Here is a 26,031-nt window from a genome sequence, read left to right on the forward strand (position 1 = left end):
CCGTTGTCAGCTTGCCTTTGTGAACCTCAGTTCTACATTCGGCCTCGCTTCCTAGGCTACTGTCGATTTTCATTGAGCGTAACTAAAACAGTGTTCATGAAAGGAGCGGAGATGATTACCCAACGTCAAAATGATATTTTGAATCTGATTGTTGAATTGTTTACGCGCCATCATGAGCCAGTTGGTTCTAAGGCCTTACAGGAAATGATTGCTTCTAGCTCTGCTACCATTCGCAATGATATGGCTAAGCTAGAACAGTTGGGCTTGCTAGAAAAGGCCCACACGTCAAGTGGTCGGATGCCCAGTCGGGCTGGTTTTCAATACTTTGTCAACCACTCGCTCAATCTGGAACACATCAATGAAGAAGATGTTTATCAGGTGGTCAAGGCCTTCGACTTTGAAGCTTTCAAGCTGGAAGACATCTTGGAGCGGGCAAGTCAGGTCCTAGCGGATTTGACAGGCTACACTTCGGTTATCTTAGATGTGGAGCCTACCAGTCAGCAGTTGACTTCCTTTGACATCGTGCAACTCAGCAGCCACGATGCCTTAGCAGTCTTGACCTTGGACCAGTCCAAACCTGTCACCGTTCAGTTTGCCATTCCCAAGAACTTTTTGACTAGGGACTTGGAGGTGCTCAAACGCCTGGTGGATGAACGCTTCGTTGGACAGACGGTCTTATCCATCCACTATAAGCTGCGGACGGAGGTTCCCCAAGTGGTGCAGCGTTACTTTGCCACGACGGACAATGTCTTGGATCTCATGGACTACATCTTTTCCAATCTTTTCCAAGAATCTGTCTTTATCGGTGGAAAAGTTGCCTCGCTGACTTACGGTAATCTAGCTACCTACCAACTCTTGGATAGTCCTCAGTTATTGGCACCAGAGTTGCGACAGGGCCTGGCTCCAGACCAGCAGACTAGTATTTCCGTGGCGGAACATAGGGATTCAGCCCTTGCAGATGTGACAGTCATTCATCATCGCTTTCCAATCCCATATCGGGGCATGGCCCAGATGAGTTTGCTCGGTCCTGTGAACATGAACTACCGCAGGCAGATGAGTTTGATCAACATCATCAGCCGCGTCCTATTTATGAAATTAACCGATTACTACCGTTATCTAAGTAGTAATCATTACGAAGTCAATTAGAAGGAGAATGCTTTGTCAGAAGAAATCAAAAACGAAGAAATCGTAGAAGAGGTTGAAGCAACAGAAGAAGTTGTGGAGACACCTGAAAAATCAGAATTGGATTTGGCAAACGAGCGTGCAGAGGAATTTGAAAACAAGTACCTCCGTGCCCACGCTGAAATGCAAAATATCCAACGCCGTGCTAACGAGGAACGCCAAACCATTCAGCGTTACCGTTCGCAAGACTTGGCCAAGAAAATCTTGCCGAGCTTGGATAACTTGGAACGTGCCCTTCAAGTCGAAGGTCTGACAGAAGATGTCAAAAAAGGTTTGGAAATGGTACAGGAAAGCTTGATTCAAGCCCTCAAAGAAGAAGGGGTGGAAGAAGTCGCAACAGATGTCTTTGACCCAAATCTTCACATGGCTATTCAAACTGTTCCAGCCACAGACGACTGCCCAGCAGAACACATCGCACAAGTCTTCCAAAAAGGCTACAAGTTGCATGAACGTTTGTTGAGGCCTGCTATGGTAGTCGTATCAGAATAGTCGCTCTGCTATTTTCCACAAAATTACTTGACCGAAATGTCGTTAAACTACTTGAAATAAGAAAATGCGAGTTAATGACTCGCGAAATCTGCACTACTTAAGAAGAGTGCATCAAATAAAAGAAAATTAAATTTTTGAAAGGATTTGAACCCGAACGAAATGCTCGGAAAATTGATAAACCGCCTTGCATTCATCGAATGCTACGTTGGTTTCCTAATTTTCAGTCGCATTTTCGGCGTTCTTGGTATCATTATTATGTCTAAAATTATCGGTATTGACTTAGGTACAACAAACTCAGCAGTTGCAGTTCTTGAAGGAACTGAATCAAAAATCATCGCAAACCCAGAAGGAAACCGCACAACTCCATCTGTTGTTTCTTTCAAAAATGGTGAAATCATCGTTGGTGACGCGGCAAAACGACAAGCAGTAACCAACCCAGATACCATCATCTCTATCAAATCAAAAATGGGAACTTCTGAAAAAGTTTCAGCAAATGGCAAAGAATACACACCACAAGAAATCTCAGCAATGATTCTTCAATACTTGAAAGGCTATGCGGAAGAATACCTCGGTGAAAAAGTAACCAAAGCCGTTATCACTGTTCCTGCTTACTTCAACGATGCCCAACGTCAAGCAACCAAAGACGCTGGTAAAATCGCTGGTCTTGAAGTAGAACGTATCGTCAACGAACCAACTGCAGCAGCCCTTGCTTACGGTTTGGACAAGACTGACAAAGACGAGAAAATCTTGGTATTCGACCTTGGTGGAGGTACTTTCGACGTATCTATCCTTGAACTTGGTGACGGTGTCTTTGATGTACTTGCAACAGCAGGTGATAACAAGCTCGGTGGTGACGACTTTGACCAAAAGATCATCGACCACATGGTAGCAGAATTCAAGAAAGAAAATGGCATCGACTTGTCAGCTGACAAAATGGCTCTTCAACGTTTGAAAGATGCAGCTGAAAAAGCGAAAAAAGACTTGTCAGGTGTAACATCAACTCAAATCAGCTTGCCGTTCATCACTGCAGGTGCAGCAGGTCCGCTTCACTTGGAAATGACATTGACTCGTGCGAAATTTGACGAATTGACTTACGACCTTGTAGAACGTACAAAAATTCCTGTTCGCCAAGCCCTTTCAGATGCAGGCCTTAGCTTGTCAGAAATTGACGAAGTTATCCTTGTCGGTGGCTCAACTCGTATCCCAGCCGTTGTGGAAGCTGTAAAAGCTGAAACAGGTAAAGAGCCAAACAAATCTGTCAACCCTGACGAAGTTGTTGCTATGGGTGCGGCAATCCAAGGTGGTGTCATTACTGGTGATGTCAAAGATGTTGTTCTTCTTGACGTAACTCCATTGTCACTTGGTATCGAAACAATGGGTGGTGTATTTACAAAACTCATCGACCGTAACACAACAATCCCAACTTCTAAGTCACAAGTCTTCTCAACTGCGGCGGACAACCAGCCAGCTGTTGACATCCACGTGCTTCAAGGTGAGCGTCCAATGGCAGCGGACAACAAGACTCTTGGTCGCTTCCAATTGACTGACATCCCTGCAGCACCTCGTGGTATTCCACAAATCGAAGTAACATTCGACATCGACAAGAACGGTATCGTTTCTGTAAAAGCAAAAGACCTTGGTACACAAAAAGAACAAACAATCGTTATCCAGTCTAACTCAGGTTTGACAGATGAAGAAATCGACCGCATGATGAAAGATGCAGAAGCAAACGCTGAAGCAGACAAGAAACGTAAGGAAGAAGTTGACCTTCGTAACGATGTGGACCAAGCAATCTTTGCGACTGAGAAAACTCTTAAAGAAACAGAAGGCAAAGGATTCGACGCAGAACGTGACCAAGCTCAAGCAGCTCTTGACGAGTTGAAAGCAGCTCAAGAGGCTAACAACTTGGACGACATGAAAGCGAAACTTGAAAACCTCAACGAAAAAGCTCAAGCCCTTGCAGTGAAACTCTACGAGCAAGCCGCAGCAGCACAACAAGCAGCTGCAGGCCAAGAAGGTGCCCAAACTACTGACAACGCAGGCGATGATGTGGTGGATGGGGAGTTTACTGAAAAATAAGATGTGAGAGCGTTAAAAGAACGACAGAAAAATAGGAACTTGCCGCTGAATGCTTGCATTCAAGGTAAGTTATCTTTTTTCCGAAGTTCTTAGCTCGAACTCAATTCTCATCTTTCCGAGAATAGAAATCATTCGTCAATAACATTCCAATCACAGAGGTTGCAACCCAGCCTCTGTTTTTGGGTAAATACCCTTCTAACTTTTACAGAATTGAATACGCCTACGACTCTTTGAAAAAAGATAAACTTTACCTAGATGCGAGGCATCGTCGGACCGTTTCCTATTTTTCTTTGAGTCGCTTAACGGCTTAATATCTTCATAGAAAGGAAAGTGTTCGTAACTGAACACGGGCTACTTTCTAATTTTCAAAGAAAGGAATACAAGTTCGTTTATTCGAACACAGGCTAAAAACCTAGTGAAAAAGATAAACTTCCTAGTGTGTTTTACACACTGCGTCAGTTTCCTATTTTCATACGGTTTTCTTAACGCCTTTTGTATCATAAACTATGAACAACACAGAATTTTACGATCGTCTGGGGGTTTCTAAGGATGCCTCTCAGGACGAGATAAAAAAAGCTTATCGGAAGTTGTCCAAGAAGTACCATCCAGATATTAATAAGGATCCGGGTGCGGAGGATAAATACAAGGAAGTCCAAGAGGCTTATGAGACCTTGAGCGATCCGCAAAAACGGTCTGCCTATGACCAGTATGGTCCTGCTGGTGCCAATGGAGGCTTCGGTGGCGGAGCTGGTGGTTTTGGTGGTTTCGACGGAGCAGGTTTCGGTGGCTTTGAAGACATTTTCTCTAGTTTCTTTGGTGGAGGTGGTGCGACGCGCAATCCTAATGCACCTCGTCAAGGGGATGACTTGCAATATGCGGTCAATTTGAAATTTGAAGAAGCGATTTTTGGTGTGGAACGTGAAGTTTCCTATAACCGTGAGGCAACTTGTCGAACCTGTACAGGTTCAGGTGCCAAACCTGGAACAAGTCCGGTAACCTGTGGGCGTTGTCATGGTTCTGGAGTGATCAATGTGGACACCCAAACTCCACTTGGAACCATGCGTCGTCAAATGACTTGTGATGTCTGTCATGGTCGCGGAAAACAAATCAAAGATCCGTGTACAACCTGTCATGGAACTGGTCATGAAAAACAAGCTCATACGGTAACGGTTAAGGTGCCAGCTGGTGTGGAAACTGGTCAACGTATTCGCTTGGCAGGTCAAGGTGAAGCTGGTTTCAATGGAGGTCCATACGGAGATCTCTACGTTGTCATTCAGGTCCAACCTTCAGACAAGTTTGAACGTGAAGGGACTACTATTCACTATAAACTGAACCTCAACTTTGTCCAAGCCGCACTTGGAGATACAGTTCATGTGCCAACGGTTCACGGTGATGTGGATATGGTCATTCCTGAAGGTACCCAGACTGGTAAGACCTTCCGACTCAAAGGAAAAGGTGCACCAAGTGTTCGTGGTGGAGTCATCGGTGACCAATATGTGACGGTAAATATCGTCACTCCGACAGGTTTGAATGACCGCCAAAAAGCAGCTCTTAAAGAATTTGCGGCAGCTGGAAATATTGATGTCAAGCCCCATAAAAAAGGATTTTTTGACAAGGTAAAAGATGCCTTTGATGAATTGTAATTTGTTTTGAACAGATATTCAAAATCAGTAAGCGTGGCTTGCTGATTTTTTACTTTCATGATAAGCTAATAAAAAATACAAGGAGAAGCCTATGTGGAAAGATGCGACGGAAATGGCCTTGGCTGTGCGAACAGGCCAGGTTTCTGCCAGAGAATTGGTAGCGGAAGCTATTGAACGAATAGAAGAGGAAAATCCTGCTATCAATGCAGTTGTCAGCAAGCAATATGAGCAAGCCCTGCAAGAAGCAGAAACGGGGAATTTTCAAGACAAGGCCTTTGGTGGTGTCCCTCTCTTATTGAAAGACTTGGGGCAAAATGAAGCGGGACAATTGTCAACAGCGGGCTCTCGTCTATTCCAGAATTACCGAGTGAGGCATACTGATAAATTGGTACAGGATTTCAAGGATATGGGTTTCATCATCTTGGGCCGGACCAATACGCCAGAGTTTGGTTTTAAGAACATATCTGACTCCAGCCTACATGGGCCAGTCAAGTCGCCGCTAGATTTGAGCCGAAATGCAGGTGGGTCCAGTGGTGGTGCAGCAGCGGCAGTAGCTTCTGGTATGGTACCTTTGGCAGCAGCTTCAGATGGTGGCGGTTCTATCCGTATTCCCGCCTCCTTCAATGGTTTGATTGGGCTCAAGCCCAGTCGGGGTCGGATTCCAGTTGGACCAATTTCTTATCGAGGTTGGCAGGGCGCTTCCAGCAACTTTGCTCTGACTAAGTCAGTCCGCGATACCAAACACCTTCTTTATCACTTGCAGACCTATCAGGTGGAAGCTCCCTTTCCTCTGGCTCTCCTGTCTGAGCAGAGTCTCCTTGCACCGCAAGATAAACCTCTGAAAATTGCCTACAGTCTGGAATCGCCGATTGGCAGTTCGGTTTCCGCTGATGCCAAACAAGCTGTCTTGTCCCTTCTGCCTCAGTTAGAAGCACTGGGGCACCAGATTACCGAGCTAGCAAGTCCTATTTTAGACGGCCTTGAAGTCATGCAGGCCTATTACCTGATGAACAGTGTTGAAACAGCTCAGATGTTTGACGAGATTGAAGCGGGGCTGGGTCGTCCCATGACCCCTGATGACATAGAGATCATGACCTGGGCCATTTACCAGAGCGGGCAGACCATCCCAGCTAAACTCTATTCTAAGGTCTTACAGGATTGGGACCGCTACAGTGCCATCATGGCGGACTTCCACCAGCACTACGATCTCCTTCTGACACCGACCGTCGCAGATGTAGCGCCCAAGCTAGACCAGTTCACTCACTCGCAAGAGATGCTGGACCGCTTGTTGCACATGCAGGAGTTGGCAATGGCAGAGCAGCAGAGTTTGATTTGGGAGATGTTTGCAGATAGTCTAGCCTGGACACCCTTTACCCAGCAGGCAAACATCACCGGCCAACCGGCTATCAGCTTGCCAACTTATAAGACCCCACAAGGCCTGCCAATCGGCGTTCAATTCACAGCAGCCAAGGGACGAGAGGATTTACTCTTGCAGTTGGCAGATCAAATGGAGGCAGCTGGTTTGCTCAACTTGTAAGGGAATTCATTTTTTCAGTTCAATTATTTGCCAAAACGTTTTCAAAATGTTAACCTGTAAAAGTTGGTGGGTTAACACCGAAAAATTAAAAAGGAAGTTATAGCTTCCAAAGGAGATTGTTTTATGTTGAAAAAAGTTTTGGCCTCAGCTCTCTTGGTTTCTACATTGACCTTGGCAGCATGTTCTAGCTCAAGTTCGAATACTAGCAGTTCTTCTGCTGAACAGACTCAATGGGAAAAAGTACAAGAAGCAGGTGTCTTGAAGGTTGCAACACCAGGAACCCTCTTCCCAACTTCTTACTACAACGATGCCAAAGAATTGGTCGGTTATGAAATTGACATGATCAATGAAATTGGTAAGCGTTTGAAACTGGAAATTGAATACCAAGAAATCGGTGTGGCAGAAGCCTTTACAGCTGTTGATAGTGGTAAGGTCGATATTTCTGTTAACAACTTTGACATGACAGAAGCACGTAAGGAAAAGTACAACTTCTCTATCCCTTACAAGTATTCAGTTGGTGGCTACATTGTTCGTGAAGATGGTTCATCAGGACTTGAAGCAGCTGACTTGAGCGACTGGACAGGTAAAAAAGCTGGTGGTGGCGCAGGTACTCAGTACATGAAGATTGCTGAAAAGCAAGGCGCAGAGTCAGTTATCTATGACAACGTAACCAATGATGTCTACTTGCGTGATGTATCGACAGGCCGTACAGACTTCATTCCAAATGATTACTATACACAAGTGATGGCTATCAAATGGGTCAATGCCAACTTCCCAGATATCAAAGTGAAGATGGGTGAAGCTAAATACAACCCAACTGAACAAGGTATTGTCATGAGCAAGGCTGACACAAGCTTGAAAGAAAAAATTGACGAAGCTCTTGAAGCGATGAAAGCTGACGGAACTTTGAAGGCAATTTCTGAGAAATACTACGCAGGACAAGATTTGACAGTCCCTGTTGAAAATGCAGATGAGTTGCCAGTTATCGAAGTTGAATAAGACCTTGTAACAAATTAAATGCAACTTATATAGACTTTGTCAGTAACAGACTGGCAAGGTCTATCTGGTTTTTAGGAAAGAGGAGAGGATATGGATATCAACTGGCAGGCAGTTTTTAATGCGGATATTGCAAGAGAGGCTATTCCACAGATTTTGGAGGGACTTCCCTACACTCTGTCCCTATCCCTAATTGGTTTTGCCTTGGGGACTTTCTGTGGATTTTTTGTAGCCCTCATGCGGATGTCTAAGTTTGGACCCTTGCGTTGGTTGGCTATGGCCCATATTTCTCTCATGCGTGGAATTCCCCTCATGGTTCTTCTATTTTTTATCTATTTTGGTCTGCCTTTTATGGGTTTGCAGTTAGATGCCATAACAGCCTCTATCATCGCCTTTACCTCCATGTCCAGTGCCTACATTTCTGAAATTATTCGTGCATCTCTTTCGGCCATTGATAAGGGACAGTGGGAGGCGGCGCGTTCCCTGGGCTTGCGGACCAATGTGATTTACAGAAAAATCATCATTCCCCAAGCCTTTCGGATTGCCCTTCCACCGCTGAGCAATGTCCTCTTAGACATGGTCAAAAGTACCTCTCTGACAGCCATGATTACTGTACCAGAGATTTTCAATAAGGCAAAAATAGTCGGCGGAGCCAAGTCGGACTACATGACAGTTTATATCTGTGTGGCCTTGATATATTGGGCCATCTGCACTCTCTACGCCTTCGGTCAGCTCAGGTTGGAAAAACGCTTGGCGACGTATTAAAAAAATTCCTCGGTTCTTTTGAATCGAGGAATTTTTGCTAGTCTGGATAGAAGACAAGAATAGCAGAAGTGGAAGAGGATTTGGTGTATTCGAAATCCTCCAGATCTTGCACGGACAAGCTTTGAATAGTGAAGTAAGTTTGATGTTTGTAGCGGATATTAAAATCGCTGCTACTACCAGCATCGATAGTTGAGAAGCTCTTTTCATTCAGAGTAAACTCTTCTTTTGAGAGTTTCTCGAGATTTTCTTTTGTTGCCATTAAATAGATTTTGCCAGAGAAAGGAGATTCAAGAGAGAATTCTCCTTTGGATGTCGTGATTTCAACAATTTGCTGAAAGTTATCAATCTTAGCCAGACGTTCATCTGTTTTTAGAGCTTTTTCTGTTTCAATGGACGCTGCTGTTAGCTCGTTTTGCATTTCTTTATTAACTTCTGAAGTGACAGAGTGACAAGCACTTAAGCAAGGTATCATCATGCAGAGTGCAATGAGGGAAATATACTTTTTCATCATGGGCTCCTTTATATAATTTCATCATTTTCAGCTTGTAAAAGCACACCTTTTTCCAACACCATCTTTGCTAGTAGTGCAATAATAATCAGCACACCATTTATGAAGTAGTCACTAAGTGAAAAATCATATAAATCACTTACATTCTTTAAATCTAGGTAAGATAGGAAAAAAGCACTTGCAAATTGTATGCTCGTCCATACGATTAAGGTTCCTAAAATTATCTTTGTATAGACTACATTTTCAGTTGAGAAAATAGTTCCTGTTTGAAAGTTGATGAGCAATTTTTTGAGTATGGTGGCCATGTAGATAAAGCAGGCTACTAATAGGATACTTATGATTAGAATAATAACAATGATAGGCAAGGGGACATCTAATCGTAGACTATTTTGAATAGGTTTCCCGCCTATAAGTAGAATAAGAAGTGCCAACATTATCAGTCCCGTTAAGGCAATCAATCCATAACGAATAAACGTTAGCAACTGTATGACGATGTTGAAAAATATCTTTTTGTTCATGCTATTCCCCCTCCCTCACATATTCCAAAATATCTCCTGGTTGGCAGTCTAGAATGCGGCAGATGCTCATCAAGGTATTAAAACGAATGCCTTTTGCCTTGCCTGTCTTGAGAATGGACAGGTTGGCTTCGGTAATGCCGACTTGCTCCGCCAAGTCCTTGGAAGTCATTTGTCGATCTTTGAGGACCTTGTCTAAGTTTACGCGAATCATTTCCATATCAGATAAACTCGCTGTTCTCGGTTTCAAGTTGTTGCCCCTTTTGTACTAAGGTCCAGACAAAATAAGTTGCGAAGAGGAAGAGGGCATTGAGGATAAAGTCTGACCAGCGAAGATTGAGGAAGGTGTTTGGATTAGTAGCATGTGTCAGGAAAAACAAAGTGGTTAGGCAAAATTGACCAGCAGTCAAAATTAGTAAACTGACCAAGAGTTTCTGATAGAGTGCTAGGCTAGATGAGGCGAAATAATCTTCTTCCAGAAGTAGCTTACATAGCTTTTGGATCAGGTGGGCAATATGACTGAGTGCCGCCAAGACAATTAAGATCAATCCAGTCGTTAATAGAATGAGCCAGATGTTAATCTGGTCAATGGGTTTGTTAAAGGTGTATTCCCAAGAGTCTATCACAAAGGAGTGGCCTCCAAGACCTACCAAGGTAATGAAGGCATAGAGAGCAATCATGAAATAGAAGAAATAGCGAACACAAGCAGCCACAATGCCAGTTATTTTGAGTAGATTGGTTTTCATAGCAAACCTCCGATTATTATTGTTTTATGATAATATTATCTTTAAAATTATTATAAAACAATAATTTCTGAAATGCAAGCGTTTTTTTAAAAAAGAATAATAAGAAAACCGCCAATCGCTTGGCGGCTTTATGCTATTTAAAATACAAGAGTCTTAACCCATTCAAAATCACCAAAATCGTTGATCCTTCGTGGCCCACCACACCGAGTGGGAGGTTGATAGACTGGAAGAGGTTGGAGATGATAAGAAGGGCAATGACAGACAGGGCAAAGACGATATTTTGCTTGATGATGCCCCGCATTTTCTTAGATAGACGGATGGAGTAAGGAATCCGTGTCAGATCTTCCATGAGCACGATGTCGGCTGACTCCATAGCGATGTCCGTTCCGCTTCCCATAGCATAGCTGACATTGGCTTGGGCAAGGGCAGGAGCATCGTTGATACCGTCACCCACCATACCGACAGACGCAAACTCGGTTTGCAATTTTTGGATAACAGAAGCCTTGTCCGTCGGAAGGCAGTTGGCAATGACCCGATCAATACCGACCTGACTCGCCACGTAACGAGCCGTCTTTTCTTGGTCGCCCGTCAGGAGAATAGGTGTCACCCCCATTTCTTTCAACTGGGCAATCAGCAGCTTGCTCTCTGGCTTCAGACTATCTTCCACCATGAAGATTGCTGCCAGCACATCATTTTGGCTGACATAGACCAGGGTTTTTCCAGTGCTTTCCGCCTCATCGATCTGTGCCAGCAAGCCAGCAGACAGGGGACTCACCAGGCTGTCCACCACAAATCCCGCCTTACCGATTTTCCAGCTGTCGCCCTGATAGCCTGCCACCAAGCCTTTTCCGGTCACGTCTTCTAGGCTTTGGAGGGCAATAGCAGAGCTGTCAGCCGTATAGGTCATGAGAGCCTGGGCGATTGGGTGGCTTGATTGTTTTTCAACTGCCTGAACAACTTCCTTGATTAGTTTTTCATCGCCAAGATAGGTCGCACCTACAACCTCAGGTTTACCAATGGTCAATGTGCCTGTCTTATCAAAGACGATGGCTTCTAAGTTGGCGATATTGTCCGCAATGTCACCTCCCTTGATAATCATGCCCTTGCGTGCCGCCCGGCTGATGGCAGAAAGTGTCGCCGGTGAAGAAGAAGCTACAAGTGCACAAGGAGAAGCGATGGTCAAGAGAATCATGCCACGGTAGAAGGCAGTTAACCAGTCCCAGCCCAGTGCAAAATGGGCAAAGAGAATGAAGAGCGGTACTACCACCAAAACAACCTTGACATAGGTATCTTCCATATTTTCAATGAAAGTCGCTGTTTGTGATTTAGATTCTTGGGCGTTTTCAACCATTTGGACGATTTTATCGAATAGGGCATCGCCTTTTTCAGCTGTAACTTGAACGGTCACAGTTGGACCTTGGTTAATGGTTCCGCCGATAACAGCATCGCCAGCCATTTTCTCCGCAGGGAGCGGCTCGCCTGTAATCATGGATTCGTCAAAGATGGATTGGGGACTGATGAGGGTAGCATCCAGTGGAACTGTGTCACCCTTGCGGACTTGCAGGAGGTCGCCGATGCGGATGGCTGCGGTGTCTAAGACAGTAATGTCACCATTTTCCTCGATTTTGCGAGCCGTTGGAGGCGTCATATTCATTAAAGCGGCAATAGCATTCTTGCTTTTTTCCATGGCTAATTCTTCCAGTGTAGAAGAAAGGGAGAAGATGAAGATGAGTAGAGCCCCTTCCATCCAGTAGCCGATAATACCAGAACCGATAGCAGCCAAAATCATGAGCAGGTCGACAGACAGGTGCTTGTCGAAAATCAGCTCAGAAATGCCTTCCTTGGCTGACTGGTAGCCCCCGATGACAAAGGCTGAAATGAAGAGGATGGGTGTGGCTCCCTGATTAGTTTGAAGTAAGAAAATCCCGATGAGGATCAACAACAGACAGAGGCTGGTTGTTACGATGTGAAGATGGTTTTTTAGGTTGTTTACAAGAGTCATAGTTAGTTCCTTATTTATAATCATTATCGTTTCGATAAGTTAATTATAACAGTTCTAAATAGAAAATCAAGAGTTTTTTAGAATAATTATAAATAAGATTTGTCAGACAATTCAAAGAGAAAAGAAAAAAGCAACCAGTGGCTGCTTTCTAGCTATTGAATTGACAGTCGGGGCAGATACCATACACAGACAAGACTTCCTTGGTAATCTTATAGCCTGTTTGTTCATGGGCTTCGCGTTTGAGGCTAGGAATTTCGACGTCCATGAAGTCCGTTATTTTTCCGCATTTTTCACAGATAACATTGAGATGCTCATGCCCCATAAAGTCGTAGTAGGTCGTTGTATCGTTGGCCCGTTTGAGTTCGGTGATAAAGCCTTCTTCCAAGAGAACCTTGAGATTGTTGTAGACCGTTGCTAAGCTCATGTTAGGGTAGTTGGGCAGGAGGTCCTTATAAATCATTTCTGCGCTTGGGTGGTCGTCGCTTTCGATGATGTAAGCCACAACAGCCTTGCGGGTTTCGGTAATGCGGATTCCTTTTTCTTTTAGGTGTTGAATGACGTGCTCAAAGGCAGTTTGGTTTTCTGCGTTAAGGTGAGAGTGTAGTTCCATTCGTGCCTCCTGTTCTTTTCAAGAATAATTCTAATTTACTTTTCTTCATTATAATCCTTTTTATGAAAGCTGTCAAACTTAGAAGGGGTCCATCTGTACTAGTACAGTTTTTGTTTTATAGGCTTGTATTTGCAAGTTTGCTTGTGCTACAATCAGAACATGACACGATATAAGGCAATTATTTCCTACGACGGACATGACTTTTCTGGTTTCCAACGCCAGCCCCATGCCCGTACAGTTCAGGAAGAAATCGAAAAAACGTTAGTAAGATTGAATAGTGGCCAGCCTGTAACCGTTCATGGTGCAGGTCGTACAGACGCAGGAGTGCACGCTTATGGTCAGGTGATTCACTTTGACTTGGCTGGCAGTCGAGATGCTGAGAAGCTCCGCTTTGCCCTAGATACTCAAACCCCTGAGGATATTGATGTGGTCAGTGTGGAGCAGGTGGCGGATGATTTTCATTGCCGCTATGCTAAGCACAGCAAGACCTACGAGTTTCTGGTGGATATTGGGCGGCCTAAGAATCCCATGATGCGCCACTATGCGACCTTCTATCCCTATGATTTGGATTTGAGCTTGATAGAAGAAGCTATTCAGGACTTGGTGGGGACCCATGATTTTACAGGCTTTACGGCTTTAGGGACCTCGGTTGAAGACAAGGTGCGGACCATTACGGCGGCGACTATGGAATACGACCAGCGGCGGCAGTTCTTGATTTTTACCTTTTCAGGCAATGGTTTTTTGTACAAGCAGGTGCGCAATATGGTCGGGACCTTACTGAAAATTGGCAATGGTCGCATGCCTGTGGGACAGATTAAGCGGATTTTGGCAGAAAAAGATCGTGGTTTGGCAGGTCCAACTGCGGCAGGCAACGGCCTCTATCTAAAGGAGATTATTTATGAAGACTAAGTATATTTTGGCGCTTTCGGGCAACGATATTTTCAGCGGTGGCGGTCTCCATGCGGATCTGACGACCTACGCTGTCCACAAGCTGCATGGGTTTGTGGCGGTGACCTGCTTGACAGCTATGACGGAAAAAGGTTTTGAGGTCATTCCGACGGATGCGGCGGTGTTTGCCCAGCAACTGGCTAGTTTGAAGGATGTACCCTTTTCTGCGATTAAGATTGGCTTGCTTCCCACGGTGGAAATAGCAGAGCAGGCTTTGGCGTTTGTCAAGGCTCACCAGGAGATTCCTGTGGTCTTGGACCCAGTCTTGGTCTGCAAGGAAACGCATGATACTGAGGTCAGCCAGTTGCGAGATGAACTCTTGAAATTCCTTCCCTATGTCAGCATGATCACGCCAAATCTGGCAGAAGCTCAGCTATTGCTCCAAAAAGACATCAAAACGGTGGAGGAGATGAAGCAGGCGGCAGTGGCCTTGTATGACTTTGGTGCCAAGGCGGTGGTCATCAAGGGCGGCAATCGTCTGGGTGGCCCAGAGGCGGTCGATGTTTTCTACGATGGTCAGGAAATCGTGGTGCTCCAGTCGCCTCTGTTGTCAGAAAACAACGTGGGGGCGGGCTGTACCTTTGCGTCCAGCATTGCCAGTCAGCTTTTGCTGGGTCAAGAGCCTTTGGAGGCGGTCAGACTGTCCAAGGACTTTGTCCATGCGGCGATTGAAAAATCAGATGATTATGGGGTGATTCAATATGAGAAATAAAAAAACGCAGGAATTGGTCTTGCTCGCTATTTTAACAGCCTTGAGTTTAGTTTTGGCCTTTATTCATGTGCCAACACCGACGGGATTTTTTACTTTGTTGGATGTGGGTGTCTTCTTTACCGCCTTTTACTTGGGCAAGAAAGAAGGAGCCATTGTCGGCGGTTTGGCAGGGCTATTGATTGACTTCTTGTTGGGCTATCCCCATTGGGCATTCTTTAGTCTAGTATTCCACGGGGCTCAAGGTTACTTTGCGGGTTGGACAGGTAAGAAACGGATTCTCGGTTTAGTCTTGGCGACGCTCTCTATGGTTGGGGGCTATTTTGTGGCATCTAGTTTCATGTATAATGTAGCTGACGCTGTTACAAGTCTGATGAGTAATACTCTGCAAAACACAGTTGGTTTGGTAGTTGGTTACGTCTTGGCTCAGGCAATAGAAAGAATTGGTGCAGTAAATCATGTCATTAAAGGAAATTAAGGAACAGACCCAGCAAGTTGTGCAAGAAGTCCTAGAACTCAGCAATCTTCAAAAGGGGCAGATATTTGTTCTAGGTTTGTCTTCTAGTGAGGTCATTGGTGGGCATATTGGCAAAAATTCTAGTTTGGAAGTTGGTGAAGTGATTGTTGAAACCGTTTTGGATATTTTGACTCCCAAGGGGATTTATTTAGCTGTCCAAGGCTGCGAACACCTCAATCGTGCCTTGGTGGTGGAGCGGGAATTGGCAATCCAGAAGGACTTGGAAATAGTCAATGTCCTCCCAACTCTTCATGCAGGTGGTTCTGGTCAGTTGGCGGCCTTCAAGTATATGAAGGATCCGGTGGAAGTCGAGTTTATCACCGCTCAGGCTGGTGTAGACATCGGCGACACAGCTATCGGCATGCACATCAAGCATGTCCAAGTTCCGATTAGGCCTAGCCTGCGTGAGATTGGTCAGGCCCATGTCACCGCCCTTGCCAGCCGCCCAAAACTAATCGGTGGAGCTCGTGCAGCCTATCAGGAAGATACCATACGGAAAGGTTCATAATGAAAAAATTTACGGTCAAGGATTTAGTGTGGACCCGTCCACCGAGACAATTCACTATTTCAGATGAAGAAATTACCATTACCACCCACCCCCAGACGGATTTGTGGCAGAAGACCTATTACCATTTTGTGAATGACAATGCTCCTGTCTTACAGATGGAGACAGAGGAGGACTATTTTTCTTTTACTGTGAAGACGGATTTTGCGGGTAGTCATACTCGATTTGACCAGTGTGGGATTGTCCTTTATCAAGATTCGGAGAATTGGCTAAAGTGTTCGATAGAATATGAAAATGATGACTTCCAACACTTGGGAAGTGTGGTGACTAATCACGGATTTTCTGACTGGGCAACTACTGAAATCAGTTCACAAGTCAAATCCATGTGGTTTAGGCTCAGTCGCAGGGGAGCTGATTACTGTTTTGAAAATTCCGAAGATGGTATCCACTTCAAACAAATGCGGGTTTGCCATTTTCATCAAGGGGCAGGGAAAATAGCTTTTGGGCTATATGCCTGTTCTCCAGAAAACTCCAGTTTTACAGCTCGCTTTACCAATATGGAATTGAGCGACTGCAAATGGCAGGCCCATGATGGCCAAGAGCCAGATGAAATCTAGTGAGAGTCTTAGGTAAGTAGTGACAGAAAAATAGTTGAAACTCATACTCTTCGAAAATCAAAATGTTCCCTTGTCAACTTGCCTTGAAGAACTCCTGTTCAATCTTCGCCTTCGTTTCCTAGGCGACTTTTGATTTTCATTGAGTATCAGGGGGAGTGGGAAAGAACTCGACCAAGATAAAAAGAGTTCGTCAACAAGTCCTTATTTCCAGTTGTTGAGCTGAAACAGTCTATCCCCAGACTGTTTCACTCCCACCCCCGCATAGCTCCAACAGTCAGAGTAGTGACTGTTGGAGGTTGGAGATGAAGCGAACTCTGTTCGCATCAGTCGTATAGGTCAGATTTGGAGTGTAAAACACGAATTGCTGAGATTTGCTTCGCAAATCCTATCTCCAACCTTTAACAGTCCACTGGACTGTTAAACCCAATCAACCACTGCGCTGAGATGTTGACACGAACTCTGAGTAGTGGTCCTGGGCTTTTTGCCCAGCCTCTTTATCTTTTGAGCCAAATCCTTGCCAAGAGGTCTGGCTTATGGTAAACTTGTTCTTGTAGTCGATACAAGAACAGAAAGGAGACCAGATGGATACAAAATTTTCAGTAGCCCTTCATATACTGACCATGATCAGTGAGAGCAAGGAAATACTTAGCTCGCAAGCCTTGGCTGAGAGCGTTGGCACCAATGCTAGCTACATCCGTAAGGTGATTGCACTCTTGAAAAATGCAGGCTTAATCACTTCGCACCAAGGGCGATCAGGCTACCAATTGAGCAAGTCCCCTAAGGATATTAGCTTATTGGAAATCTACCTTGCGACGCAAGAAGTGGAGCATATTCGACTGTTTCAGATACACCAGAATGCCAATCTTTCTTGTCCGGTTGGGCAGCATATAGAAGGTGCAATGGTTCCCATCTTTTCCAGTGTTGAACAAGAACTGGAAAATCAACTCAGTCGTCAATCCTTAGATAATGTGATTGATAATCTCTATCAATCCGCACAAGAAACCCGAATCTGACCTCGGTCAGATTTTATAAATTCAAACTTAGACCTGTAAGTGATACAGGAACAAATAAAAGAATAGAAAAGAGAAGAACATGAAAGCAGCACAACATACATCTTATAACAAAAACAATATCACCCTTAACCTTACAGAAATTGCTAAACCAACTATTCAAGCCAACCAAGTCCTTGTCAAAGTGACCGCAGCAGGCGTTAACCCCTTGGACAACATGATTTCACGCGGAGATGTGAAATTGATTGTCCCTTACAAATTGCCCCAAACAGCTGGAAATGAAGTAGTCGGCTTGGTCGAAGAAGTAGGCTCAAGCGTGACGACATTTGCAGCAGGTGACCGTGTCTTTGGTCGTCTTCCGCTTGATAGTATCGGTGCTTTCGCTGAGTATGTAGCGGTTGACGCTCAAGCTCTTGCTAAGGTTCCTGCCTACTTGACAGATGAAGAAGCAGCAGCTGTTCCTCTGACAGCCTTGACTATCATGCAGGCTCTTGACCTCATGGGTGCTGAGGCAGGCAAAACCATCTTCATCTCAGGTGGAACTGGTGGTGTCGGCGGTATGGCTATTCCGATTGCCAAAGCCAAGGGCTTGACCGTCATTACCAACGGTGATGGGGCAAGTGCAGAGCGGGTGTTGTCACTGGGTGCAGACCAGTTTATTGATTACAAGACAGAAGATTACACCAAAACCCTTAGCAATGTTGACTATGTCTTGGACACACTTGGCGGTGCAGAAACGGAAAAACAAATGTCAATCATGAAAAAAGGTGGGCAGCTGGTTTCCCTTCGTGCCATGCCAAATGGCGAATTTGCCAAACGTATGAATTTGCCAAAATGGAAGCAAATCTTGTTTGGCCTAGCTGGTCGTTCATTTGACAAAATGGCTAAGAAATACGGTGTTCACTACCATTTCATTTTCGTAGAGAGCAATGGTCACCAACTGCAAGAGGTAGCAGATATTTTCAGCAAGCTCGAAATCAAACCGTCTATCGATACCGTTTATCCATTTGAAGAAGTCAACGCAGCACTTGATAAGGTTGCCAACGGTCGTTCACGCGGAAAAACCGTCCTCAGTTTCAATTAAGACAATAGAATATACAAGGAAACATCATGTCATATATTACAACCAAAAATCAATACATCATCGTTTCAAACAATAAAATCGCCTATCGTGAGCTCAGCAAGGGCAAGTCTGACATCCCTTTGGTCATGCTGGTTCACCTAGCCGCAACCTTGGACAACTGGGATCCAAAATTGCTGGATTTGCTGGCTGAAAAGCACCATGTGATTGTCCTAGACCTTCCTGGCGTAGGAGCTAGTCAAGGCAAGGTGGCCCCAACTATTCCAGGAATGGCTGAGCAGGCTGTTTCCATTATCAAGGCTTTGGGTTATGAGAAAATCAATTTGCTAGGTCTGTCTATGGGTGGTTTCATTGCTCAAGAAATCGTTCGCCTGGATAGTCAGCTGGTCAACCGTTTGATTTTAGCAGGTACAGGTCCTCGTGGTGGTTTTGAAGTTGATAAGGTGACTGGAAAAACCTTCCGCTACATGCTGAAGGCTGGTTTGGAGCGTGTGGATCCAAAACGCTACATCTTCTACAATCATGATGAAGCAGGTCGTTTGGAGGCAGAAAAAGTCTTGGGTCGTATGGGGCAAAGAAGTGCTGCTCATGCAGACAAGGACATGAATGTTCCAGGATTTTTGACCCAGCTCAAAGCTATCAAACGCTGGGGAAGAGAGCCGCAAGATGACATGACCTTTATCACTCAGCCAACTCTTATCGTCAACGGTGATAAGGACATCCAGGTTCCAACAGAAAATTCTTATACCATGCATGAGAAGATCAAAAATAGCCAACTGATCATCTATCCAAATGCAGGACATGGCTCGATCTTCCAAAATGCAGAAGAGTTTTCAAAAGCCTTACTAGCCTTTTTGGAGGAAACCAATGCCTAAAACCATTTTAATCACTGGTTCGACGGATGGGATCGGCAAACACCTAGCCATGAAACTAGCTAGTGAAGGCCATGAAGTGATCTTGCACGGACGAAATAGCGAAAAGCTCCGTGTAGCCCTTAGTGATATTCTACGACAAATGAACCTGTCAACAATTTTTAAAAAGTTGTAATAAAACTGTTGACAACTTCAAAGAGTTAAGATATACTAGTGCATGCAAAGTTGTAACAAAACAATTTACAACAAAAAACATTTCGGAGGAAAAGAAAATGAAAATAGCAGTAGTAGCAGCAAACGGTAAAGCAGGTAGCTTGATTGTGAAAGAAGCGGTAGCACGTGGTTTTGAAGTAACGGCCATCGTTCGTGGTGAAAATAAGACAGTCGCACAGCAGGTTCTTCAAAAGGATGTTTTTGACCTGACAGCCGATGATGTGATTGGTTTTGATGCGGTAGTGGATGCAGTAGGTGCCTGGACAGCAGACACTGTACATGTGGTTCCTGATGCAGCCAAACATTTGGCGGCTATCCTAAAAGATTCACAAACACGTTTGCTTGTGGTGGGTGGAGCAGCAAGCCTGTATGTTAATCCAGAGCGTACCTTGACTGTGGCAGATGTGACAGAGTTTCCATCGGAAGTATTGCCTGTGCTAAATGCTCACAAGGAAGCACTTGAGGCCCTTCGTCAAGTAGATGATGTCAACTGGACCTATGTAAGCCCGGCAGGTGATTTCCAAGCAGACGGCGAACGGACAGGTCGCTATATTCTTGGCGGTGAAGAGTTGGTCTTGAATAGCAAGGGAGAAAGTGTGATTTCCTATGCAGATTACGCCATTGGTATGATTGACGAGATTGCATCAGGTGATCATCTCAAAGCACGTATCAGCCTTGTCAGTGAGTAAAAGAGTGTTATGCAGATTTCAAATAAATTTACCATTGCCATTCACGCCTTGGCCTTTATCCATCTCTTTCAAGACCAGCAACGTGTCACCAGCAAGGTTTTGGCAAACAGCATTCAAGCCAATCCCGTTATCATTCGCTCGGTTCTGTCTGGTTTGAAGGAAGCGGGGATTGTAGATGCCAAGCAGGGCAGCGGCGGTTTTCGTTTAGCAAAGACACTTGATGACATTAGTCTTTATGACATCTTTGTTACAGTTGACAATATTGATAAGAAAGGCTTGTTCAACTTTCATGAAAATCCCCATCCTGACTGTATCGTGGGGGGAAATATCCATGCTGCTGTGGACGACAAACTAGTCCAAGTCCAGACAGCTATGGAGAAAGAATTGAAAACCATGTATATGTCTGATGTTCTGGTTGACCTAGAAAAAGCCATTGAAGAAAAAGTGAAAAGGACTTAAATGGGAGTGGGAAAGAACTCGACCATTCATCGAAGAGTTCGTCAACAAGTCTTTATTTCAAGTTGTTGAGCTGAAACAGTCTATCCCCAGACATCAATTTATGTGAGCTGACTGCCGTCAGCTTATATCTCCCACTTTAAAAGGTCTCCCAGACCTTTTAAACTCCCACCCCCGCATAGCTCCAAAGGTTCGGGGAACCTTTGGAGGTTGGAAATAGAGCGAACTTTGTTCGCCACAGTCGTAATGGTCAGATTTGGAGTGTAAAACACGAATTGCTGAGATTTGCTTCGCAAATCTTGTCTCCAACCTTTAACAGTACACTGGACTGTTAAACCCAATCAACCACTGCGCTGAGATGTTGACACGAACTCTGAGTAGTGGTCCTGGGCTTTTTGCCCATCCTCACTATACACAAAAAGACTTAGAGTGACTGAACATCAGTTGCCTAAGTCTTTTTGCTTGGTCTGGTCAAGACAGTTGATAAGTTTGCTCTATTGCTCACCCATCAATCGCATGATGTCATCAGGGCTTTCCTTACAGCCTCTAGCAACCCAGGTTTTAAGCACTCGGAAAAATCCTCCTACGATAAATTGCAGGTGAAAATCATCAGTCATGTCCCCCAGCCTTTCTTTGAAGTAGCTGTCCAAGACCTCCTCGAGCAAGTAGTCCAAATGGTTGGCAGTCAACAAGCGAATCTTATCCTGTTGCTCATACCAAAAGTCAAAAAATTGCCGTAAAGCCAGTAAGAGATGAGCATCTGACCAATCCGACAAGTCAATCTGCCGATCGGTCAACCAGGCTTGCAATTCCAAGTTGAAGGACCGTTCGAGGACCTCTTCCTTATTAGAAAAGTTCCTATAAAACGTCACCCGACCGATGCCAGCTCGCTCCACCAACTCTGACACACTAATCTTGTCAAAGGATTTGTCTTCCAGCAGCTCCCACAGAGCCTCCACGACACTCTCCACAAATAACGACTCTTTCCGCTTCACTCTTTCCATGCGAAACACTTCCTTTCATTTGTTTCCTTTTGGGCAAATAGCAGAGCTGGGACTAGTTTTCCCGCTGTTCATCTGCTATACTAATAAAAAACGAAACACTTGTTTCTAAAAATATACCATAAAGGACAGAAAAAAGAAAGTATGAAAAAAGTTTGGAAAATAGTAGCGGCTGTAGTAGTCGCCTTAGCTTTGCTTGGTTTTATTGCCTATAAAATGACCTTTGGTTGGTCCGCTCCAGAGCTTGTCCATCAAACCCCACAAGTGAATGAATGGTACAGCCTCAGTCCCGAAGGGGTTGTAGATTCTCAGGGGAATCAGGCACACGGCCTGCTTCGTATCGGTAAAGAGAAGAATAAGGTGATGGTCTATTTCTTTGGTGGTGGTGTGAGTATCAATGAAGAGACTGCTAGTGGAGGGACTCAATATTATGCGACCACAACTGGCCATCAAGATTATGTTGCAACTTGGGGAATTGGAAGTCCGCAGGAAGACAATCCATTTAAGGACTGGACTATGATTGTGCTTCCGTATGGGACAGGAGATTTTCATGCAGGGACCCAGAACTTTTCATATGTAGACGATCACGGAAAAGAGCAAGTAGTCCATCACCAAGGTTATTCCAATCTGATGAGTATTTTAGCAGCAGCTAAACCGCACGTTGGCAATCCAGATACGCTTCTGGTAACTGGATTTTCAGCTGGCGGATTTGCTACCTCTCTGCTAGCGGATGATGTCATTTCTCATTTTCCAACAGCGAAAAATGTCACAGTTGCAGTGGACAGTTCCTTTTTGAGACATGATAACTGGAAAAGTATTGCGGAAAATGTCTGGAAAACGCCGACTTCTATTAGTGACCGCCTGCATTCAGATAATATTGTTTTAGATAGCTTAGTAGCCCTCCATGAGAAACGCGGGGATAGCGTTAAGATTTTATTTGACATTTCCTATCGAGATGGAGTTCTTCAGCAATATCAGGCCTATATTGACCAAGGGAAACTAGCAGATGCAACAGAAGAGAGTAGTGAGCACTTTCAAAAAGAACTTAAAAAAATGATTCAAGAACTGCAATCTAAAATTGATGGCGTGGGTATTTTTGTCTGGAATTATGGGCAAGATGAAAAAACTACCGCTACTCAGCACACCACCATTAACTTCTCAACATTCTTTACCCCTATGTCTCAAGACAAGAGTGTGGCAGAATGGCTGGATGATGCGGTTAACGGAGAGGTAAAGAGTTACGGGTTAGAACTATTAGATTAGGAGAACAACATGAAAAAATTCAAAAAAATCATCTTATGGATCCTTGGGATTGTAGCTAGTCTCGGTATCATTGCTTATGTGTCGGTTACCAATCATCCGCAGTTGATGGTCGGTGTCATTCAATCGTTTATGTACAAGGAAAGTTCACCGAACTCTTACAGTCCTCTTTATGCCCCCATTGATGGTCTGAAAGAGAATGGTCAGTATTTGAAAAGTGAGATTGCCTATAGCAAGGAATATCCTAACAGCTTTTTAGATATTACCTATCCAGACCAAAATCTTGAAGCTGACCGACCAACCCTCTTCTATTTCCACGGTGGTGGATTCTTTGGAGGCAGCAAAAATATGGGGGATCCACTGGCTGCCAGCCAAGCGACCTACCTCATTGACGACATCGTGTCAAAAGGATATAATGTTGTCAATGTGGATTATGCGCTTGTTCCAGACTATCATTTTCCAACACCTGTGATTCAAATGAATCAGGCTATCGCCTACATAAAGGAACACGCTGAAGAATACCATTTGAACATGGACAATGTCGTCTTGATGGGCTCATCAGCAGGTGCCATCATGGTAGCTCAATATGGTAGTGTCTTAGCCAATCAGGAGTACGCTCAACTATTGAACATTGAACCAAGTATTGTAAAAGAACATGTCAAGGCTTTGGTCATCGACGATGCTCCCTTAGATTATGCCAAATTTAGCTTAGGTACGAAGATGTTGGTTGGAAATTATGTTTCAGAAACCATTTATCTAAGTGAGGAAGAAATCAATGCTTATAACCCGATTTTCCATGTGAACAAGGACTACCCAGCAAGTTTCCTCCTGGGAAGCGAGTATCGGACAGATATGGTATCGCTCAATAAAGCCTTGAAGCAAGCGGGAGTTGAGAATGAATTGGTCGATCCTTTAGCGGAAGAAGGGCTTGAAAAGCCACATGGCTTTGTGGCGAATTTACGAACTGACCCGGTGTCTGCCAAAGCATTTGAGCGGATGATGACTTTTATAGACGAACGAACTAAGGAGTAACATGAACACCAAAAATTTTTACTGGGTGCGAGAACCAGAAAACTATCAGATTTCGGATAATGAAATCAGAATCACAACCCAAGCTCATACAGACTTGTGGCAGAAGACCTATTACCATTTTGTCAATGACAATGCTCCCCTGCTCTTGATGGACACGGAGGAAGAGTATTTTTCCTTTACGGTTAAGACGGATTTTTCCAATAGTCATACTCGTTTTGATCAGTGCGGTGTCGTGGTCTATCAGGATTCGGAAAACTGGATTAAGGGCTCGATTGAGTATGAGAATGAAGATTTTCAGCATTTGGGCAGCGTTGTGACCAATCAGGGCTTTTCAGACTGGGCAACCCAGGAAATTCCAGCTTCTGTCAAGTCAATTTACTACCGTTTGAGCCGACGTGGTAGTGATTTCTGCATCGAAAACTCCAAAGACGGTATTCATTTTGAGCAAATGCGGATTTGCCACCTGCATGAAGGCGGCGGGAAAATTCGTTTTGGTATCTATGCCTGCTCGCCAGAAGACTCTTCCTTTGAAGCTGTCTTTACAGAAATGAGTTTGACTGACTGCAAGTGGTTGGCCCACGACGGTCAACAACCAGATTAGAAGATTGGGTAGAAGCTCTGCCATTTCCCAAAAGTACGTTATAAAATCGTTGAAATCCCTGCCAATTGTGTTATAATGAAGAGTATGCAATAAAATTTTAAGGAGAATGACAGAATGTCTGTATCATTTGAAGCAAAAGAAACAAACCGCGGCGTTTTGACTTTCACAATCGGTCAAGATGCTATCAAACCAGAATTGGACCGCGTTTTCAACAAAGTTAAGAAAGATATCAATCTTCCAGGTTTCCGTAAAGGTCACTTGCCACGTGCCGTTTTCAACCAAAAATTTGGTGAAGAAGCACTTTACCAAGATGTAGTAAACGCTCTTTTACCTGCAGCTTATGAAGCAGCAGTTGCTGAAGCTGGTCTTGAAGTCGTTGCACAACCAAAAATCGACGTTGTATCTATGGAAAAAGGCCAAGATTGGACAATCACTGCTGAAGTTGTGACAAAACCTGAAGTAAAATTGGGTGACTACAAAAACTTGGCAGTTTCAGTAGAAGCAACTAAAGAAGTATCTGACGAAGAAGTAGATGCAAAAATCGAACGTGAGCGCAACAACTTGGCTGAATTGGTCATCAAAGAAGGTCCAGCAGCTGAAGGCGACACAGTTGTTATCGACTTTGTAGGTTCTATCGACGGCGTTGAATTTGACGGCGGTAAAGGTGAGAACTTCTCACTTGGACTTGGTTCAGGTCAATTCATCCCAGGTTTTGAAGCGCAGTTGGTAGGTCATGCAGCTGGTGAAGAAGTAAACGTTGAAGTAACTTTCCCAGAAGACTATCAAGCAGCTGACCTTGCTGGTAAACCAGCCCTCTTCGTGACAAAAATCCACGAAGTAAAAGCAAAAGAAGTTCCAGCTTTGGATGACGAATTGGCAAAAGACATCGACGAAGAAGTAGAAACACTTGATGAGTTGAAAGCTAAGTACCGTAAAGAATTGGAAGCAGCAAAAGAAGTTGCCTTTGACGATGCAGTTGAATCAGCAGCTCTTGAATTGGCTGTAGAAAACGCTGAAATCGTTGAATTGCCAGAAGAAATGATCCACGAAGAAGTTCACCGTGCAATCAATGAATTCTTGGGTGGTATGCAACAACAAGGTATCTCACCAGATATGTACTTCCAAATCACTGGTACAACTCGTGAAGACCTTCATAAACAATACGAAGCAGATGCTGAAAAACGTACTAAGACAAACTTGGTTGTTGAAGCAGTAGCGAAAGCAGAAGGTTTCGAAGCAACTGAAGAGGAAATCAACAAAGAAATCGAAGACTTGGCAGCAACTTACAACATGGAAGTCGCACAAGTACGTAGCTTGCTTTCACCAGAAATGCTTAAACACGACATCGCTGTTAAGAAAGCTGTAGAAGTGATCACAAGCACTGCAACTGTAAAATAATTATTTGGAAAACTCGACTCTAGTCGGGTTTTCTTTTTGTTTTTTGATAA

General features: G+C 44.3%; 29 protein-coding genes and 2 pseudogenes. 23 read left to right on the forward strand and 8 right to left on the reverse strand.

All coding sequences use genetic code 11. From position 1 onward, the window contains the following. The first annotated feature begins 111 nt into the window (after positions 1-111). From CWM22_01880 to CWM22_01910, 7 genes are all read left to right on the forward strand, one after another. On the forward strand, positions 112-1,146 hold the full coding sequence (locus CWM22_01880; GenBank protein AUC90759.1) for a heat-inducible transcriptional repressor HrcA: 1,035 nt from the start codon (positions 112-114) through the stop codon (positions 1,144-1,146). 12 nt (positions 1,147-1,158) lie between these two features. After that, positions 1,159-1,671 carry a nucleotide exchange factor GrpE gene (locus tag CWM22_01885; GenBank protein AUC90760.1) on the forward strand — a complete coding sequence of 171 codons (513 nt, stop codon included), beginning with the start codon at positions 1,159-1,161 and terminating at the stop codon, positions 1,669-1,671. 255 nt (positions 1,672-1,926) lie between these two features. Next, a complete protein-coding gene (locus tag CWM22_01890) occupies positions 1,927-3,750 on the forward strand; it encodes a molecular chaperone DnaK (protein AUC92824.1) in 1,824 nt (607 codons plus the stop codon). A 506-nt stretch (positions 3,751-4,256) separates the two neighbouring features. Next, positions 4,257-5,393, forward strand: a complete 1,137-nt coding sequence (locus CWM22_01895; GenBank protein ID AUC90761.1) for a molecular chaperone DnaJ — start codon at positions 4,257-4,259, stop codon at positions 5,391-5,393. 91 nt (positions 5,394-5,484) lie between these two features. Beyond that, the gene (locus CWM22_01900; GenBank protein ID AUC90762.1) at positions 5,485-6,930 is read left to right on the forward strand and encodes an amidase; all 1,446 of its coding nucleotides are present in this window, start codon (positions 5,485-5,487) and stop codon (positions 6,928-6,930) included. Between the two features lie 123 nt (positions 6,931-7,053). Next, a complete protein-coding gene (locus CWM22_01905) occupies positions 7,054-7,929 on the forward strand; it encodes an ABC transporter substrate-binding protein (GenBank protein AUC90763.1) in 876 nt (291 codons plus the stop codon). Positions 7,930-8,019: 90 nt separating this feature from the next. Further along, positions 8,020-8,691: an amino acid ABC transporter permease gene (locus CWM22_01910; protein AUC90764.1), complete on the forward strand. Its 672-nt coding sequence runs from the start codon at positions 8,020-8,022 to the stop codon at positions 8,689-8,691. Between the two features lie 37 nt (positions 8,692-8,728). Here the strand turns inward: CWM22_01910 and CWM22_01915 are convergent, their stop codons facing one another. The 6 genes from CWM22_01915 to CWM22_01940 form a co-directional block, all read right to left on the reverse strand. Beyond that, entirely contained in the window at positions 8,729-9,199 is a 471-nt protein-coding gene (locus CWM22_01915; GenBank protein AUC90765.1) for a hypothetical protein, read from the reverse strand. Positions 9,200-9,210: 11 nt separating this feature from the next. Continuing rightward, on the reverse strand, positions 9,211-9,717 hold the full coding sequence (locus CWM22_01920) for a DUF2975 domain-containing protein (GenBank protein AUC90766.1): 507 nt from the start codon (positions 9,715-9,717) through the stop codon (positions 9,211-9,213). 1 nt (position 9,718) lies between these two features. Next, entirely contained in the window at positions 9,719-9,934 is a 216-nt protein-coding gene (locus CWM22_01925) for a transcriptional regulator (protein ID AUC90767.1), read from the reverse strand. A gap of 1 nt (position 9,935) precedes the next feature. Beyond that, positions 9,936-10,460: a hypothetical protein gene (locus tag CWM22_01930; GenBank protein AUC90768.1), complete on the reverse strand. Its 525-nt coding sequence runs from the start codon at positions 10,458-10,460 to the stop codon at positions 9,936-9,938. A gap of 133 nt (positions 10,461-10,593) precedes the next feature. Next, on the reverse strand, positions 10,594-12,462 hold the full coding sequence (locus CWM22_01935) for a heavy metal translocating P-type ATPase (GenBank protein ID AUC90769.1): 1,869 nt from the start codon (positions 12,460-12,462) through the stop codon (positions 10,594-10,596). A gap of 148 nt (positions 12,463-12,610) precedes the next feature. After that, positions 12,611-13,072, reverse strand: coding sequence for a transcriptional repressor (locus tag CWM22_01940; protein AUC90770.1), 462 nt, complete (start codon positions 13,070-13,072; stop codon positions 12,611-12,613). Positions 13,073-13,231: 159 nt separating this feature from the next. Here CWM22_01940 and CWM22_01945 point away from each other — a divergent pair, with 159 nt between their 5' ends. Genes CWM22_01945 through CWM22_01965 form a run of 5 tightly spaced genes read left to right on the forward strand, consistent with a single transcriptional unit; the run spans position 13,232 to position 16,368 of the window. Further along, positions 13,232-13,981: a tRNA pseudouridine(38-40) synthase TruA gene (locus CWM22_01945; GenBank protein ID AUC90771.1), complete on the forward strand. Its 750-nt coding sequence runs from the start codon at positions 13,232-13,234 to the stop codon at positions 13,979-13,981. Next, positions 13,971-14,732 (forward strand): hydroxymethylpyrimidine/phosphomethylpyrimidine kinase, encoded by a 762-nt coding sequence (locus CWM22_01950; protein AUC90772.1) that lies wholly within the window; start codon positions 13,971-13,973, stop codon positions 14,730-14,732. Before CWM22_01945 ends, CWM22_01950 begins: the two co-directional genes overlap by 11 nt. Beyond that, positions 14,722-15,207 (forward strand): ECF transporter S component, encoded by a 486-nt coding sequence (locus CWM22_01955; protein AUC90773.1) that lies wholly within the window; start codon positions 14,722-14,724, stop codon positions 15,205-15,207. Before CWM22_01950 ends, CWM22_01955 begins: the two co-directional genes overlap by 11 nt. After that, positions 15,188-15,754, forward strand: coding sequence for a TIGR01440 family protein (locus CWM22_01960; GenBank protein ID AUC90774.1), 567 nt, complete (start codon positions 15,188-15,190; stop codon positions 15,752-15,754). Before CWM22_01955 ends, CWM22_01960 begins: the two co-directional genes overlap by 20 nt. Beyond that, entirely contained in the window at positions 15,754-16,368 is a 615-nt protein-coding gene (locus tag CWM22_01965; GenBank protein ID AUC90775.1) for a DUF1349 domain-containing protein, read from the forward strand. The genes CWM22_01960 and CWM22_01965 overlap by 1 nt, the downstream gene beginning before the upstream one ends. A 274-nt stretch (positions 16,369-16,642) precedes the next feature. Here CWM22_01965 and CWM22_01970 read toward each other — a convergent pair whose 3' ends face one another. Next, the gene (locus CWM22_01970; protein ID AUC90776.1) at positions 16,643-16,750 is read right to left on the reverse strand and encodes a hypothetical protein; all 108 of its coding nucleotides are present in this window, start codon (positions 16,748-16,750) and stop codon (positions 16,643-16,645) included. Positions 16,751-16,949: 199 nt separating this feature from the next. On the opposite strand from CWM22_01970, the gene CWM22_01975 reads away from it, so the two are divergent. The 7 genes and pseudogenes from CWM22_01975 to CWM22_02005 all read left to right on the forward strand — a co-directional run bounded on the left by CWM22_01975 (position 16,950) and on the right by CWM22_02005 (position 20,909). Continuing rightward, complete coding sequence (locus CWM22_01975) at positions 16,950-17,381, forward strand: Rrf2 family transcriptional regulator (GenBank protein AUC90777.1); 432 nt, start codon at positions 16,950-16,952, stop codon at positions 17,379-17,381. A gap of 79 nt (positions 17,382-17,460) precedes the next feature. Continuing rightward, positions 17,461-18,462 (forward strand): oxidoreductase, encoded by a 1,002-nt coding sequence (locus CWM22_01980; GenBank protein ID AUC90778.1) that lies wholly within the window; start codon positions 17,461-17,463, stop codon positions 18,460-18,462. 26 nt (positions 18,463-18,488) lie between these two features. Continuing rightward, a complete protein-coding gene (locus tag CWM22_01985; protein AUC90779.1) occupies positions 18,489-19,334 on the forward strand; it encodes an alpha/beta hydrolase in 846 nt (281 codons plus the stop codon). Continuing rightward, a pseudogene (locus tag CWM22_01990) lies at positions 19,327-19,464 on the forward strand (short-chain dehydrogenase). Before CWM22_01985 ends, CWM22_01990 begins: the two are co-directional and overlap by 8 nt. 139 nt (positions 19,465-19,603) lie before the next feature. Next, positions 19,604-20,233 carry an NADH-flavin reductase gene (locus CWM22_01995; GenBank protein ID AUC90780.1) on the forward strand — a complete coding sequence of 210 codons (630 nt, stop codon included), beginning with the start codon at positions 19,604-19,606 and terminating at the stop codon, positions 20,231-20,233. 9 nt (positions 20,234-20,242) lie between these two features. After that, positions 20,243-20,692, forward strand: a complete 450-nt coding sequence (locus CWM22_02000; protein ID AUC90781.1) for an Rrf2 family transcriptional regulator — start codon at positions 20,243-20,245, stop codon at positions 20,690-20,692. After that, positions 20,693-20,909, forward strand: a pseudogene (locus CWM22_02005) (hypothetical protein). 274 nt (positions 20,910-21,183) lie between these two features. Here the strand turns inward: CWM22_02005 and CWM22_02010 are convergent. After that, the gene (locus tag CWM22_02010; protein ID AUC90782.1) at positions 21,184-21,702 is read right to left on the reverse strand and encodes a TetR family transcriptional regulator; all 519 of its coding nucleotides are present in this window, start codon (positions 21,700-21,702) and stop codon (positions 21,184-21,186) included. Between the two features lie 132 nt (positions 21,703-21,834). On the opposite strand from CWM22_02010, the gene CWM22_02015 reads away from it, so the two are divergent. The 4 genes from CWM22_02015 (at position 21,835) to CWM22_02030 (ending at position 25,981) form a co-directional block, all read left to right on the forward strand. Further along, the gene (locus CWM22_02015; GenBank protein ID AUC90783.1) at positions 21,835-22,953 is read left to right on the forward strand and encodes a pectin acetylesterase; all 1,119 of its coding nucleotides are present in this window, start codon (positions 21,835-21,837) and stop codon (positions 22,951-22,953) included. A 9-nt stretch (positions 22,954-22,962) separates the two neighbouring features. Next, positions 22,963-23,982 carry an alpha/beta hydrolase gene (locus CWM22_02020; GenBank protein ID AUC90784.1) on the forward strand — a complete coding sequence of 340 codons (1,020 nt, stop codon included), beginning with the start codon at positions 22,963-22,965 and terminating at the stop codon, positions 23,980-23,982. A 1-nt stretch (position 23,983) separates the two neighbouring features. Beyond that, the gene (locus tag CWM22_02025; protein AUC90785.1) at positions 23,984-24,583 is read left to right on the forward strand and encodes a DUF1349 domain-containing protein; all 600 of its coding nucleotides are present in this window, start codon (positions 23,984-23,986) and stop codon (positions 24,581-24,583) included. 114 nt (positions 24,584-24,697) lie between these two features. Further along, a complete protein-coding gene (locus tag CWM22_02030) occupies positions 24,698-25,981 on the forward strand; it encodes a trigger factor (protein AUC90786.1) in 1,284 nt (427 codons plus the stop codon). The last annotated feature ends 50 nt before the right edge of the window (positions 25,982-26,031 follow it).

The sequence above is a fragment of the Streptococcus suis genome, assembly GCA_002831545.1.
Taxonomy (GTDB): domain Bacteria; phylum Bacillota; class Bacilli; order Lactobacillales; family Streptococcaceae; genus Streptococcus; species Streptococcus suis_P.